General features: G+C 64.6%; 13 protein-coding genes and 1 tRNA gene. 8 read left to right on the top strand and 6 right to left on the bottom strand.

What is annotated here, in order from left to right; all coding sequences use genetic code 11:
• Positions 1–195: 195 nt before the first annotated feature.
• The 3 genes from ung to GZH52_RS15455 all read right to left on the bottom strand — a co-directional run bounded on the left by ung (position 196) and on the right by GZH52_RS15455 (position 1,925).
• Positions 196–879 carry a uracil-DNA glycosylase gene (ung, locus tag GZH52_RS15445; protein ID WP_163317837.1) on the bottom strand — a complete coding sequence of 228 codons (684 nt, stop codon included), beginning with the start codon at positions 877–879 and terminating at the stop codon, positions 196–198.
• Positions 880–942: 63 nt separating this feature from the next.
• On the bottom strand, positions 943–1,266 hold the full coding sequence (locus GZH52_RS15450) for a rhodanese-like domain-containing protein (protein ID WP_163317838.1): 324 nt from the start codon (positions 1,264–1,266) through the stop codon (positions 943–945).
• Positions 1,266–1,925, bottom strand: coding sequence for a protein-L-isoaspartate O-methyltransferase family protein (locus GZH52_RS15455; RefSeq protein WP_163317839.1), 660 nt, complete (start codon positions 1,923–1,925; stop codon positions 1,266–1,268). The genes GZH52_RS15450 and GZH52_RS15455 overlap by 1 nt, the downstream gene beginning before the upstream one ends.
• Before the next feature lie 189 nt (positions 1,926–2,114).
• Here GZH52_RS15455 and GZH52_RS15460 point away from each other — a divergent pair, with 189 nt between their 5' ends.
• The 3 genes from GZH52_RS15460 (at position 2,115) to GZH52_RS15470 (ending at position 4,658) form a co-directional block, all read left to right on the top strand.
• A complete protein-coding gene (locus tag GZH52_RS15460; protein ID WP_163317840.1) occupies positions 2,115–4,088 on the top strand; it encodes a peptidase U32 family protein in 1,974 nt (657 codons plus the stop codon).
• A gap of 29 nt (positions 4,089–4,117) precedes the next feature.
• Entirely contained in the window at positions 4,118–4,504 is a 387-nt protein-coding gene (locus tag GZH52_RS15465) for a YkgJ family cysteine cluster protein (RefSeq protein ID WP_163317841.1), read from the top strand.
• A 69-nt stretch (positions 4,505–4,573) separates the two neighbouring features.
• Positions 4,574–4,658: transfer RNA gene (locus GZH52_RS15470), tRNA-Leu, on the top strand.
• Between the two features lie 186 nt (positions 4,659–4,844).
• On the opposite strand, the gene GZH52_RS15475 is transcribed toward GZH52_RS15470, so the two are convergent.
• On the bottom strand, positions 4,845–5,900 hold the full coding sequence (locus tag GZH52_RS15475; RefSeq protein ID WP_203525804.1) for a hypothetical protein: 1,056 nt from the start codon (positions 5,898–5,900) through the stop codon (positions 4,845–4,847).
• Between the two features lie 608 nt (positions 5,901–6,508).
• Between GZH52_RS15475 and GZH52_RS15480 the strand changes: the two genes are divergently transcribed.
• Complete coding sequence (locus GZH52_RS15480; RefSeq protein WP_163317843.1) at positions 6,509–6,775, top strand: VF530 family protein; 267 nt, start codon at positions 6,509–6,511, stop codon at positions 6,773–6,775.
• A complete protein-coding gene (locus GZH52_RS15485) occupies positions 6,775–7,149 on the top strand; it encodes a nucleotide pyrophosphohydrolase (RefSeq protein ID WP_163317844.1) in 375 nt (124 codons plus the stop codon). Before GZH52_RS15480 ends, GZH52_RS15485 begins: the two co-directional genes overlap by 1 nt.
• On the opposite strand, the gene GZH52_RS15490 is transcribed toward GZH52_RS15485, so the two are convergent.
• Positions 7,135–8,334 carry an HD-GYP domain-containing protein gene (locus tag GZH52_RS15490; RefSeq protein ID WP_163317845.1) on the bottom strand — a complete coding sequence of 400 codons (1,200 nt, stop codon included), beginning with the start codon at positions 8,332–8,334 and terminating at the stop codon, positions 7,135–7,137. The genes GZH52_RS15485 and GZH52_RS15490 overlap by 15 nt on opposite strands.
• Before the next feature lie 447 nt (positions 8,335–8,781).
• Between GZH52_RS15490 and pyrB the strand changes: the two genes are divergently transcribed.
• The 3 genes from pyrB to GZH52_RS15505 all read left to right on the top strand — a co-directional run bounded on the left by pyrB (position 8,782) and on the right by GZH52_RS15505 (position 10,580).
• Positions 8,782–9,702 (top strand): aspartate carbamoyltransferase, encoded by a 921-nt coding sequence (gene pyrB, locus GZH52_RS15495; RefSeq protein ID WP_163317846.1) that lies wholly within the window; start codon positions 8,782–8,784, stop codon positions 9,700–9,702.
• Between the two features lie 29 nt (positions 9,703–9,731).
• The gene (gene pyrI / locus GZH52_RS15500; protein WP_136554435.1) at positions 9,732–10,190 is read left to right on the top strand and encodes an aspartate carbamoyltransferase regulatory subunit; all 459 of its coding nucleotides are present in this window, start codon (positions 9,732–9,734) and stop codon (positions 10,188–10,190) included.
• 153 nt (positions 10,191–10,343) lie between these two features.
• Positions 10,344–10,580 (top strand): hypothetical protein, encoded by a 237-nt coding sequence (locus GZH52_RS15505; protein ID WP_163317847.1) that lies wholly within the window; start codon positions 10,344–10,346, stop codon positions 10,578–10,580.
• 4 nt (positions 10,581–10,584) lie between these two features.
• Here the strand turns inward: GZH52_RS15505 and GZH52_RS15510 are convergent, their stop codons facing one another.
• The gene (locus GZH52_RS15510) at positions 10,585–14,070 is read right to left on the bottom strand and encodes an indolepyruvate ferredoxin oxidoreductase family protein (protein ID WP_163317848.1); all 3,486 of its coding nucleotides are present in this window, start codon (positions 14,068–14,070) and stop codon (positions 10,585–10,587) included.
• Positions 14,071–14,198 lie beyond the last annotated feature (128 nt).

Raw genomic sequence — 14,198 nt, forward strand, 5'->3', positions numbered from 1 at the left:
TTCTGACGGGGTTTCTGACGCAGAAAAGCCCGGATTGGAGGGTTCTGGAAGATGGGGGACGACCGCGATTGGGCCGTTCAACAACGACGGACTTGGCCGGAAGGCACTGGAAGGGGCTGCACGATGCTGCTGGATCAGCAGCGGCAAATGCCCGGCCAGTACATTTGCCTCATGCTGGAAAAACGGCAGGCCTACTTATCCACACCATTGGATGGGTGCGAACCCTTTTTGCTGCAACCAGGCATTCGCTTGGCTGAAATGCCTGCAACCGAAGAAGCCACGGTACGCCGACAGGGGGGAGGGATGTGGAGCCGTCAGCACCAGATGCTTGTTCGCGTCGATCAGCGGGCGTTTGCCGTGCGCCCAGCTGCCCCACAGCATGAACACGCAGGCTGTGCTGTGCACGCTGGTTTCGTGGATCAACGCGTCGCTGACCGCCTGCCAGCCGATCTTGCCGTGACTGCCTGCGCGGTCGGCGCTGACCGTCAGCACACTGTTGAGCAGCAGCACGCCCTGCTGCGCCCAGCTGCTCAGATCGCCGTTTGAGGGCGGCTGACAATCCAGGTCGCTGGCGATTTCCTTGTAGATGTTGCGCAGGCTGGGCGGGATGCGTACATCCGCGGGAACCGAAAAACTCAGTCCCATCGCCTCGTGGGCGCCGTGGTACGGGTCCTGGCCGAGGATGACCACCCGGATGTCGGCAGGGTCGCGGTAGGACAGGGCGGCCAGCGTCTGTTCACGCGGCGGGTAGATGGTTTCGCCGGCCGCCTGCAGTGTGGCAAGCGCGTGGTCGATGCCTTGCAGCCGGCTTTCCTGCAGTAGCGGCTGCCAGCCGGGGCGGACACGGGTGAGGGCGGGGGTCAGGTAATCCAGATTCATGAGGTGAAGACGCAATGAAAAAGGGCCGCGATCGCGGCCCTTCGGGTTTGGGGGTGGCATGCCTCAGTAGCGTGCCATCGTGGGGTCCACGCTGTTCGCCCATTCTTCCACGCCGCCTGCGAGGCTGTACACCTCGTCGAAGCCGGCTTTTTCAAGGTAGAGCGCGATCTGGTAGCTGCGCACGCCATGGTGGCAGATGGTGACGACAGGCCCGTCCGGCAGCTCGTTCATCCGCATGGGGATGAGATGCATCGGGATCGCGACGCTGCCGGCGATCGCCGCGCGCTCGATTTCCCACGGCTCGCGCACGTCGAGCAGGCAGGGCTTGTGCCGTGCCTCGTCGGCCAGCCATGCGGCCAGCGCGGTGGCGCCGATCTCGCGGACCATCAGAAGCTGAAGCGTTCCGGTTCGATCGCCTCGGCACCGTCCAGGCGCTGAGTGCAGATATCGAACATCTCTTCGCTGGCGAAGTCGGTCTCGGACACGCGGCGGATGCGCAGTGCGCGCATCACCGGCAGGTCGCCGACCACGACGACCATGCGGCCGCCGATGGCCAACTGCTGCTTGAGTGCCTCGGGGACGACTGGCAGCGAGCCGCCGACGTAGATTGCGTCAAACGGCGCCTGGCCGGGCAGGCCTTCGACGCCGTTGCCTTCGAACAGGCGGGCATTGCCGACGCCGGCCTTGCGCAGCGCGGCGGCAGCGCGTTCGAGTTGCTCACCGTCGATTTCGACGCTGAGCACTTCACGGGCGAGCTTGGCGATCAGCGCGGTAACATAGCCCGAGCCGGTACCGACTTCGAGCACCTTGTCGCCGGCGGTGACTTCCAGGTCCTGCAGCAGGCGTGCCTCGACCTTCGGTTGCAGCATCAGCTTGCCATTGGGTAGCGGCAGCTCGCGGTCGGTGAACGTGAGGTTGCGCAGGTTGGCGCTGACGAAATCCTCGCGCTTGACTTCGAACATCAGGTCGAGAATCCCGGTGTCGAGCACATCCCACGGGCGGATCTGCTGCTCAATCATGTTGAAACGTGCTTTTTCGAAATCCATGCTCAGCCTCGGTGTGCTTCATGACAATAACTTGCGAGTATCGCATATTTGTACAGCATTGACAGCGTACCGCCTTGTCCGCGCGCAGCCTCGATGCTTGCGATCCGTTTCCTGCAAGTGCCTGATTCCGCTATACTTCCGCCCCTCCCGCGCAAGCGCACCTCTTAGCCCCCGTCGCAAGGAAAGATCATGAGCCTGTTGCCGCATCAGCTCGAGCTGTTGTCGCCCGCCAAAACCGCCGAAATCGGGCGGGAAGCCATCCTGCATGGCGCGGACGCCGTCTATATCGGCGGCCCGAGTTTTGGTGCGCGGCATAACGCGTGCAACAGCGTCGCCGACATCGCCGAACTGGCGCGTTTCGCGCACCGCTACCACGCGCGGGTGTTCGTCACCCTCAACACCATCCTGCACGAGGCCGAACTCGAGCCGGCGCGCACGCTGGTCCACCAGTTGTACGACGCGGGTGTCGACGCGCTGATCGTGCAGGACATGGCGATGCTCGAACTGGACCTGCCGCCGATCGAACTGCACGCGTCGACCCAGTGCGATATCCGCGACGCGGCGAAGGCCCGCTTCCTCGCCGACGCCGGTTTCTCGCAGCTGGTGTTGGCGCGCGAGCTGACGCTCGCGCAGGTCGGCGAGATCGCCCGCTCGGTGGGCGACGCCGCCGCGATCGAGTACTTCGTGCACGGAGCGCTGTGCGTGGCGTTCTCCGGCCAGTGCTATATCAGCCACGCCGACACCGGGCGCAGTGCCAACCGCGGCGACTGCTCGCAGGCGTGTCGCCTGCCGTACACGCTGACCGACGGCGAGGGCAGGGTGGTCGCGTACGACAAGCACCTGCTGTCGATGAAGGACAACAACCAGAGCGCCAATATCGGCGCGCTGATCGACGCCGGCGTGCGCTCGTTCAAGATCGAGGGGCGTTACAAGGACGCGTCCTACGTGAAGAACATCACCGCGCATTACCGGCAGCTGCTCGACGAGGCGCTTCAGGCGCGGCCCGCGCTCGCGCCTGCGTCCAGCGGCCACGCCGAGGTGTTCTTCACGCCGGACCCGGACAAAACTTTCAACCGCGGCGCGACCGATTACTTCGCCACCGGCCGCAAGGCCGACATCGGCGCCTTCGATTCGCCCAAGTTCGTCGGCAAGCCGCTGGGTGTGGTCACCCGGGTGACCGACCGCTATCTGGAAATGGAAAGCGGCGAGACGCTGGCCAACGGCGACGGCCTCAACTTCATGAAAAAGCGCGAGGTGGTCGGCTTCAACGTGAATACCGTCGAGCGGCTGGGCGACATGGATGGCGGCGCGCGCTGGCGCGTGGTGCCGAACGACACGTCGCTGCTGCAGGGGCTGCGCGCCGGGACCGAACTGTGCCGCAACCGAGACCACGCGTGGGAGCTTGCCTTGCTGCGCCCGTCGGCCGAGCGACGGGTCGGCGTCTGGCTGACGCTGTCCGACGATGAACAGGGGCTGGTGTTGAGCGCGGTCGACGAAGACGGTGTGGCCGCCTGCGTGTGCGCGCCGATGGCGCTGGAAACGGCGCGCGACGCCGAGCGGGCGCTGGCCGGCCTTACCGCATCGTTGAACAAGTCCGGCAACACCATGTTCCGCGCCGAGTCGGTCGAGTTGAAGTTGGGCGCGCCGTGGTTCGTGCCGGCGTCCACCGTCAACGCGCTGCGCCGGGACGTGCTCTGTGCGCTTGAAGAGGCGCGTGTCGCCGCCTGGCAGCGCCCGCAGCGCAAACCCGAACTCGACCCGCCGCCGTCCTACCCGGAAGGCTCGATCAGCTACCTTGCCAATGTCTACAACCCGCTGGCCTGGCAGTTCTACCGCCGTCACGGCGTCGAGCTGATCGACCTCGCGTACGAGGCGCACCACGAGGCGGGCGAGGTCAGCCTGATGATCACCAAGCACTGCCTGCGCTACAGCTTCAACCTGTGCCCGAAGCAGGCGAAGGGCGTGCAGGGGGTGATGGGGCAGGTGCGTGCCGACCCGATGACGCTGAAGAGCGGCGACGAGACCTACACGCTGCGTTTCGAATGCCGGCCGTGCGAGATGCACGTGATGGGCAAGATGAAGAAGCACGTGCTGCAGGCACCGCCGCCGTCCGACGTAGCGGTCGCGCAGCCGATGACCTTCTACCGTCAGCGGCCGCGCTGACGTTCCACGTGAAACAGGATTGAAAACGGATGTACGCAGACATCGAAAGGCTGGAAACCTGGACCCGCTACAAGCAGGGCCTGTGCAAGGATTGCATGGGTAGCTGCTGCACGATGCCGGTCGAGGTGAAGCTGCCCGACCTGGTCCGCATGGGGTTGGTCGACGAATTCGAGCTCGAAGAGCCGGCGAAGAACATCGCCAAGCGCCTGCAGAAGGCGCGCCAGATCGAGCACTTCAACCACAAGTACGGCGTGTTCACGCTGGCGCGCCGCGCCAATGGCGACTGCGCGTGGCTGGACCCGGTCAGCCGCCTGTGCACGGTCTACGACAGGCGGCCGGAAACCTGCCGCAAGCATCCGCAGATCGGGCCGCGCCCGGGTTACTGCGCGTACACTCGCAAGTCGCTGGTGCGCTGACGCCTTCCTCATCCGTCGGCCGCTTTTGTGATAAAGTCTGCGCCGTCCGCTGCATCCGTGCTGCGGGCTGCCCCGATGGTGAAATTGGTAGACACAAGGGACTTAAAATCCCTCGGCTTAGGCTGTGCCGGTTCGACCCCGGCTCGGGGCACCAATAAGCGTTCCAACGAGTTCCAGAGAAGTCCAGCAAAAGCCCCGTAGACAAAGGTTTGCGGGGTTTTTTGTGGCCAATGCGTTGCGAGGGGCCTCCGTTGCTTCCGGCTGATCGCGGGGGTATGTTTGGGGGTATCTTGTAGTTCGCTTGTGGCTGCCACATCCATCCATTCATTTGCCCCGCGCATTAGTTGCCTGCCGAATCCTTCGTCTTTTCCGCCCTTTGTTCCAGTCGTTTGAGCACGTTGTCGAATGTGCTCCGCAGGAGCTTGTCGGCTCCGAAGCCCGACGCGACCGCCAGCGCCGCGTAGACATAGCCGGCGTCGGCCGTTCCTACGTTGATGGTGATCAGTTGCGAGGCCGCGGCATGGCCTGCAGAGCCGTCCGGGGTCACGATCGCGAACAGCAGCTTCGACTTTTCCAGTACGAACACGAATAGCGCGGCAAACGCGCCCATCAGTGGCTTGGCCAGCAAGTGGAGCAGAAAGTAACGGAAGAACGGGCCGCCGCGCACGTAGAGGAAGTCCTCTCGCGTGAGCACATTGCTGACATAGGCGCCCATCAGTCCGAGTACAAGCAGCGTCTTGGAGTGCGCTTCCAGGCCGCCTTGCGCGAGGCCGTGAAGCGCATTGCCGTCGTGGAGACACCACGCTAGCACCAGCAGCAGGCCGAGGATCATCGCGCTCCATAGGCTGGTCAGGGTATTGGCCGACAGCTGCCAGAAGCTACGGTCCATCTGCTCGTTGACCTGCTGCAGTGCGTCTTTCGCCGTGGCGTGATCGGCGGGTGTCGCGTTGCCATTGTTCACCCTATCGATTACGCCGATCAGTCGTCCTTTGGGACCGATCCAGTCGGCGCGAGACTTCTCTTCCGTGATGTTCAGGTCGAACGCCGTCTTTATTTCAACCGCCTTGCCGGCGAACTCTTCCGGCGTCATCAGCAGGATGAGCTGTTCATCGACCCGGTGCAGCAGCTCCCACACGAGGTGCGGGTGCTTGTGGCTCAGGAACGGGAACTTCGGACCGAATGCCGGCCGATCGAGGAGGTCATGTGCTCTGCCCAGATAGACCTTGCAGATCCCGACCACACGCTTCTGTTCGTCCGTAAGCTGGCGCGCCTCGAATTCGTTGAGCGATACCTCCAGGCTGGTGATCTTGGACTGTAGCCGTTCAGCCGACGGACTCATCCAGTCCGGGACTAGACGGCGTTGCGTTCGTTCGCTCATCATTTCCCCTGCGCTCATGTGGCGATCGCGGCGGCGAACCCTCTGCATCCACAGCCCGGTTCATGCCGTCCGCTGCACCCTCTGCAGCATGCTGACCATATTGTTTCGTAGATCTTCGGGGCGCCGTTGGCAAAGCGCCAGAGATGCGAATCGCCATTAACGGTAAGCTTCATTTCCTGCAGGTTGTTGCAGGCACGGCCAAGAACCAGAAACTGCAGGGGAGGAGGGCGTTGTCCCGACTCCTAGGCGCGCATCCTGCACGCTTTGCATCACCGCTGCCGCTGCCTTCCTTGCGCTCTGTCCGACTGTTTGATCGCTTGCGTGAGCGTCAGTCCTTCGAGCATTAAAGTCTGCGCGCCGAAACAATCCAGAGTTGGCGAGGGCGGGTCCATGCACGGCAGCTCGGCCAGTTTTCTTCATGGGGTACGGAGTGATGGCTGATCAAAATGCGGCAGCCGTGCTAGCATCCGGGGGTGCCGCCAGTGCGCTGGCGGGTAATGCGGGCTACTTCGCATTTGCTTGTTGTGCTACACCCGGTGTTTACAAGGCTTTGAGGCGGTGTGTTCACCCCCGGCTCGGCACCGTCCATCCTCATCCGGCGCGAGAGCGCTGACCGAAAATCCGCCATGAACATTCCGCAACCCGGCAACCCGCTGCACGGCGTCACGCTCGAGCGCATGCTGACCGAACTGCAAGAGGCCTACGGCTGGCCGACGCTGGCCAGACGCATCGAGATCCGCTGTTTCAGCCACGAGCCCAGCATCAAGTCCAGCCTGAAGTTTCTGCGCCGTACGCCGTGGGCGCGTACGCAGGTCGAGGCGCTGTACATGGAACTGTTGCGCGAGCGCGCGGCGGACAAGCGTCCGCGCCTGTTCGCGCGCAAGGAGAAGTGATGCGGGAAGACGGGAAGAAGGGCGACGCGCCGCTGCTTGAGGTATCCGCCCTGTGTGGGGCGTTGCAGCGTTTCGCGGACGAGCGCGACTGGCAGCGCTTTCATACGCCGCGCAACCTTGCGCTCGCGCTGGTCGGTGAAGTCGGCGAGCTTGCCGAGATTTTCCAGTGGAAGACCGACGCCGAGGCGGCGTCGATCGGCGACGACCCCGCCGCGTTCGAGCATCTGGGCGAGGAGATCGCCGACGTGCTGCTCTACCTGGTCCGTCTCGCGCAGGTCACCGGCATCGACCTGCCGCACGTGGTGGCCGACAAGCTCGCCAAGAACGCGCAGAAGTACCCGGCGCCGGGCCTGGCCGGCTCACAGGAAGCGTAAAGGGTCGAGCCGCCATTTTTCCGCGGACTCGTGGCGGACGATCCTGTCCTGGCTGCGGGTAAGGTCGACCAGCTCTGGCGGGATGTGCGTGTTGCCCTTGCTGCTGAAAAACACCTTCACCAGCGGGCTGATCAGGCTGCTTTCGTTCTGCTCGACGACCACGCCCAGCCGGCCGCTCTCCAGGATCACCAGCGTACCGACGGGGTAGATGCCGATGCAGCGCATGAACGCCTGCACTAGCTTGGGGTTGAAGTGGAACTTCGACCATTCGTAGATCTTGCGCAGCGCGTCGGTCGGCGTCATCCCCTTGTGGTAGCAGCGGTCGGAGGTCAGCGCATCGTAGACGTCGACGATGGCGGCCATCTGGCCGAGCATCGAGATCTGGTCGCCCTTGAGGCCGGCCGGGTAGCCGCTGCCGTCGTGCCGTTCGTGGTGCTGCGCGGCGACTTCGACCGATAGCGGCGAGATGCCCGACGTCTGCTCGAGGATGCGCTGGCTTTCGACGACGTGGCACTTGATCACCGCGAATTCCGCCTCGGTCAGCTTGCCCGGCTTGTTGAGGATCTCGTCCGGCACCTTCATCTTGCCGATGTCGTGCAGCATGCCACCGATGCCGGCCAGGTGGATGCTCTGCTTGTCCATCCCCATCGCGTTGCAGAAGCTAACCATCAGCGCGCCGACGCTGACCGAATGGCGGAAGGTGTAGTCGTCCTTGTTCTTGATCCGGCACAGGGAAAGCAGCGCGCCGTTGTTGCGCAGGATGGACGAGGTCATGCGCCCGACCACGGGCTCGACTTCTTCCAGTTCGACCTGCTTGCCCAGCCTGACGTCGCGCATGATGTCGAAGACGATGCGGTTGGCCTGCTCGTGGATGACCCTGGCCTGCTGCAGCTCGGCGCCGGCTTCCAGCTTCTGCGGCAAGGCCTGTTCGCGCGCGGCGAAAGCGGTCATCTCGCTTTCCAGCCGCTCGCGCACCTCGCTGACGGTCGGCGCGTGCGAGACGTCCAGCCCGCGCAGGGTGTCGATATATACCTCGTGGATGCCGCTGGCGGCGATCTTGGCGATCGCGGACTCGTCGCGGACTAGGAAGCGCTGCATCAGGAAGGGATGCGACATCCAGTCGCAGTTCAGGTCGTGGATGTACATGCCGACCTTGAGGTCGTCAACTTGGATGCACTTGATCATGATGGAGACGACTGTTTGGTGTTATCAATATCTGAATCAACAAGTTAAGCTAACAATTGCGCCGTTTTTTTACTAGCGCTTGTTGCCAGGCTATCTTGCTTCAAATGATGGGTGGTTTGGGGTTTTTGTTGGTGTTTTGTGTCTTTATTGTAATATTATGCTTTTTGAGTTGATTTTTTTCGACGCTTTGTTTCGTTTTTGCGACCACGTGGCTGGCGTTGAAACGATAAAGTGATTAGAATTGCGCGGTTTGTTCGGACGACCCCCGCAATGTTGAAAATTCTTCAAGTGAAACAAGGGCTTGCAGACCGCCTCGGCGGCGCAGACGCATTGTTTCCCGCATTGCCCGGGCCCAACCGGATCCACAAGAAAAGCTCCTGATTTTATCAGGGGCTTTTTTTTTAAGTATTAATAAGAGCGTGCGAGAAACCCTACAGGAGCGTGAACATGGCTAACCCGCTGTACCGCAAACACATCATTTCCATCCCCGACTTCAGCCGCGAGGAGCTGGAGCTGGTGGTCGAGACTGCCGGCCGTCTCAAGCGCGAGCCGCGCAACGACCTGCTCAAGGGCCGCCTGATCGGCAGCTGCTTCTTCGAGGCGTCGACCCGCACCCGCCTGTCGTTCGAAACCGCCGTGCAGCGTCTGGGCGGCACCGTGATCGGCTTCGCGGACGGCGGCAACACCTCGGCCAAGAAGGGCGAGACCCTGGCCGACTCGCTGAAGATCATCGGTTCGTACACCGACGCGGTGGTGATGCGCCACCCGAAAGAAGGCGCCGCCCGTCTGGCCAGCGAGTTCTCCGAAGTGCCGATCATCAACGGCGGCGACGGTTCGAACCAGCACCCGACGCAGACTCTGCTCGACCTGTTCTCCATCTACGAGACACAGGGCCGCCTCGACGGCCTGACCGTTGCCTTCGTCGGCGATCTCAAGTACGGCCGCACCGTGCATTCGCTGACGCAGGCGCTGTCGCTGTTCGGCGCGCGATTCTACTTCGTCGCGCCCGAGGCGCTGGCGATGCCGGATTACATCTGCGAAGAGCTCGACGAGAAGGGCATCGAGTACACCATCGTCAACTCGCTCGACGACGTGGTCCCGCAGGTCGACATCCTGTACATGACCCGCGTGCAGCGCGAGCGCTTCGACGAGGCCGAGTTCAAGAAGATCCAGGGCAAATACATCCTGAAGGCAGACATGCTCAAGGGCGCGCGCACCAACATGAAGGTGCTGCACCCGCTGCCGCGCGTGGACGAGATCGAGGTCGACGTCGACGCGACGCCGCACGCGTACTACTTCCAGCAGGCGAAGAACGGCGTGTACGCCCGCCAGGCGCTGCTGTCGCTGGTGCTCAACGAAACCGTCTGAACCGAACCGGGAACTAGAAAGGATACGCCATGCAATACACCCGTACCGTCGAAGCGCTGAAAGAGGGCACCGTTATCGACCATATCCCGGCCGGTCAGGGGCTGAAGATCCTGCGCCTGTTCCGCCTGGCCGATACCGGCGAGCGCGTGACCGTCGGCCTGAACCTGGTCAGCCGCCATATGGGCAGCAAGGACATCATCAAGGTCGAGAACATCGCGCTGACCGAAGACCAAGCCAACGAACTGGCGCTGTTCGCGCCGCAGGCGACCGTCAACGTGATCGAGAACTTCGAGGTGGTGAAGAAGCACAAGCTCGAGCTGCCGGAGACCATCGAGGGCATCTTCTCGTGCCCGAACTCGAACTGCATCTCGCATAACGAACCGGTTAGCAGCTTTTTCTATGTCAAAGCCGGTAAAAATGACACGAAAATGCGCTGCAAGTATTGCGAAAAGTCCTTCAGTAAGGATATCGTTGCCGAAGTGCGCTAAGTCGTACCAAGGGAATAGAGAGAAATATCAAGAGCAGACGCTGCGCAAGACAGCTTAAGCCAGAGTCAAAAGCGCCACGGTTCGCCGTGGCGCTTTTGCTTTTCCGGCACGCCGTTTGCTAGGAAAGCCCGGTCTCCCAGCCCAGGGGCTTCCATGCCGCCCATCCAGACTTTGCACGCCGTAAGCCAAGAAGAAGGCCGTACCCGCGAGTTGCTGATGTTCAATACGCCGCGTTCGGTACGCGCGCGCGAAATTGTCCGCCACGACGGCGGACGGCTCTGGCTGGTCGAGCGTTACGACGCGAACCTTTGCCAGTGGCTGCGGCGGGCCGCGTGCGCGGACGCGGCCGCCGTGTTCGAGCAGGTCGAGCGGCTGGGCGCCGGCGGCTGACTGCCTAGGCGGCACTCTGCTGGCTGTCTGCGGCCGCAAGCTCCGTACGCAGCGCCTGCTGCGCCGCGCCGACCTCATGCCAGCTGGCCGCCTTCACATGGCCGTAACCGCGCACGCGCTGGTAGCTCTCCAGCAGCCGGCACGCCGTCTCCAGCGTGGCGGCGGACAGGCCTGACAGCACGGCGTCGGCGTCGCGTTCGAAGCGCGACACCAGCTCGCGTTCGAGCTTGCGGTCGGCCTGGTGCGCGAACGGGTCGAAGGCGGTGCCGCGCAGGAAGCGTAGCCTGGCGAGCAGGCCGAGCGCGTGCAGCAGCCACGGGCCGAAGCTCCGCTTGCGGCCGTCCTTGGGGACGAGCCACGCCGGCGCCAGCTGGAAGACGATGCGGTAGTCGCCCTCGAACTGTTTCTCCAGCGATTGCCGGAACTCGGGCTGGCTGTACAGGCGTGCCACCTCGTACTCGTCCTTGCTGGCGAGCAGCTGGTAGTAGCTGCGCGCGACGGTGCAGGTGAGGCGGGTGCTGCCCGGCGTGCGGGCTTCTTCCGCCGCCTGCACCCGTTCGACCAGCGCGCGGTGGCGGCTGGCCAGCGCGGCGTCCTGGTACGCGGTCAGTTCGCTGCCGTAGCGCTGCAGCAGCGCATGCGGTGTTTCACGTGGAACGAAGTGGACGACGTTGGCGCGGGTGACGCGGCGGGCAATTTCATCGGGCTGGTGCGCGGCATGGCGCCCCCAGGCGAAGGCGGCGAGGTTGAAGTCGATCGCGTTGCCGTTGATGCGGATCGCCTCGGAGATGGCCTGGCGCGATAGCGGGACCAGCCCGAGCTGCCACGCGTAGCCGAGCATGAACATATTGCTGGCCAGCGCGTCGCCCTGCAGCGCGACGGCGGTCGCCGTCGCGTCGACTTCGTACACATGGTCGCGGCCGACCGCGGCGGCGAGGGTATCCAGCATCGCCTGCGCCGGGAAGCCCTGGTCCGGGTTGCGCAGGAAGGCGCTGGTCGGCGACTCGAAACGGTTGACGACGACCCGGCTGAACCCCTCGCGCAGCTTGGCGAGCGCCTCTTCGGCCGCGCCGACCACCAGGTCGCAGGCGAGCACCAGGTCGGCGTCGCCGGCGGCGATACGCACCGCGTGCAGCGCCTGCCCCTCCGGCGCGATGCGCACGTGCGACCACACCGATCCGCCTTTCTGCGCGAGCCCAGCCATGTCGAGCACGGTCACGCCGGCGCCGTCCACCCACGCCGCCATGCCGAGTACCTGGCCGATGGTCACCACCCCGGTGCCGCCGACGCCGGCGATCATGATGCCGTACGGGCGGTCGAGTGTGGGCAGCGTCGGCTCCGGCAGCGGCGGCAGCGTGTCCGGGCTCAGCTTGTCCGCCGCCGGACGGCGCAGCCGGCCGCCTTCGACGATGACGAAGCTCGGGCAGAAGCCTTCGACGCAGCTGTAGTCCTTGTTGCAGCTTGACTGGTCGATGCGCCGCTTGCGGCCGAACGGCGTCTCGACCGGCAGCACCGACAGGCAGCCGGACTTCTGCGAGCAGTCGCCGCAGCCTTCGCACACCCGCTCGTTGATGAAGGCACGGCGCGCCGGGTCGGGGTACTGGCCCTTCTTGCGGCGTCGGCGCTTCTCGGCCGCGCAGGTCTGGTCGTGGATCAGCACGGTGACGCCGGCCGTCTCGCGCAGCTCGCGCTGCAGCCGGTCGAGCTCGCGGCGGTGGAATACCTCGACGCCGGGGGCGAGCGAGGCGAGCAGACCGTGCGCGACACGGTACTTCTCCGGCTCGTCGCTGGTGATCACGATGCGCGCGACGTTCTCGGCGGCGAGCTGGCGGGTGATCATCGGCACGTCGAGCGGGCCGTCGACATGCTGGCCGCCGGTCATCGCCACCGCGTCGTTGTACAGCAGCTTGTAGGTGATGTTGACGCCGGCGGCGACCGCGGCGCGGATCGCCAGCAGGCCGCTGTGGAAATAGGTGCCGTCGCCCAGGTTGGCGAACACGTGGCGGGTGCGGGTGAACGGCGCCTGGCCGATCCACGGCACGCCTTCGCCGCCCATCTGGCTGAAGGTCTTGGTGTCCGGGTCTATCCACGTCGCCATGTAGTGGCAGCCGATGCCGGCCAGCGCCCGGCTGCCCGCGGGCACGCGGGTGCTGGTGTTGTGCGGGCAACCGGAGCAGTAGTGCGGCAGGCGCGCTAGCGTCTGCCGCGGTCGGGTCAGCTGCGCCTCCTTGTCCGCGTAAAAGCGCAGCCGGTCGTGGATGTTGACGCTGTCGACGATGTTGGCGAGGCGGTCGGCAATCGCGCGCGCGATGCGCGCCGGCGTCAGCTCGCCGGCGGCCGGCAGCAGCCAGTCGCCGTGCGGCAGCGTCCATTCGCCCTTCTCGGCGAACTTGCCGACCACGCGCGGGCGCACGTCCTCGCGCCAGTTGTACAGCTGTTCCTTCAGCTGGTATTCGATGATCTGCCGCTTCTCCTCGACGACCAGGATTTCTTCCAGCCCCTCGGCGAAGTGGCGGATGCCTTCCGGCTCGAGCGGCCAGCTCATGCCGACCTTGTAGATGCGCAGGCCGATGTCGGCGGCGAGCGCGTCGTCGATGCCCAGGTCGTCGAGCGCCTGGCGCACGTCGAGGTAGCTCTTGCCGGTGGTGACGATGCCGAGACGCGCGTTCGGTGAGTCGAGCACCACCCGGTTGAGGCGGTTGGCGCGCGCGTAGGCGAGCGCCGCGTACAGCCGGTGGTGCAGCAGGCGTTCTTCCTGCGCGAGCGGCGGGTCCGGCCAGCGGATCGACACGCCGCCGTCCGGCAGCGGGAAGTCGGCGGGCAGCACCGGCGCGAAGCGCCCGGGCGACACGTCGACGATGGCGCTGCTCTCTATGGTGTCGGTCACCGCCTTCAGCGCGACCCAGCAGCCGCTGTAGCGGCTCATCGCCCAGCCGTGCAGGCCGAAGTCGATCACTTCCTGCACGCCGGAGGGGTTGAGTACCGGGATCATGCTGGCGGCGAGGATGTGGTCGGACTGGTGCGAGAAGGTCGACGACTTGGCGGCGTGGTCGTCGCCGCACACCAGGAGCACGCCGCCCAAGGGGCTGCTGCCGGCCGCGTTGCCGTGCTTGAGCACGTCGGCCGAGCGGTCGACGCCGGGGCCCTTGCCGTACCACATCGAAAACACGCCGTCGACGGTCGCGCCCTCGAACAGCCCGAGCTGCTGGGTGCCCCATACCGCCGTCGCCGCCAGGTCCTCGTTGATGCCGCGGCGGAACACCACGTCGTGCGCGCGCAGGGGGTCGGCGGCCGCTTCCATTGCCAGGTCGACGCCGCCCAAGGGAGAACCCCGGTAGCCGGTGACGAAGCCGGCGGTGTTCAGGCCGCGCGCGCGGTCGTGGTCGCGTTGCAGCATGGTCAGCCTGACCAGTGCCTGGATGCCGCTCATCAGTACCAGCCCGGTCGGCTGCAAGTACTTGTCGGCGAGGGTTGCATGCCGGATCGACATGTTTGCTCTCCTGTCGGTCGCGCTTGTGGCGCGGTGCGTGGAACGAAGCCTTGCTTATTTGTAGTGGGTAGGCGGGGGAAGACCAGAGGACGGCGACGGATAGCCGGAAATCCAATGTTTAATGCATT

Origin of the sequence: Crenobacter caeni, from assembly GCF_010435965.1 — a bacterium.
In the GTDB taxonomy this organism is placed as follows: Bacteria; Pseudomonadota; Gammaproteobacteria; order Burkholderiales; family Chromobacteriaceae; genus Craterilacuibacter; species Craterilacuibacter caeni.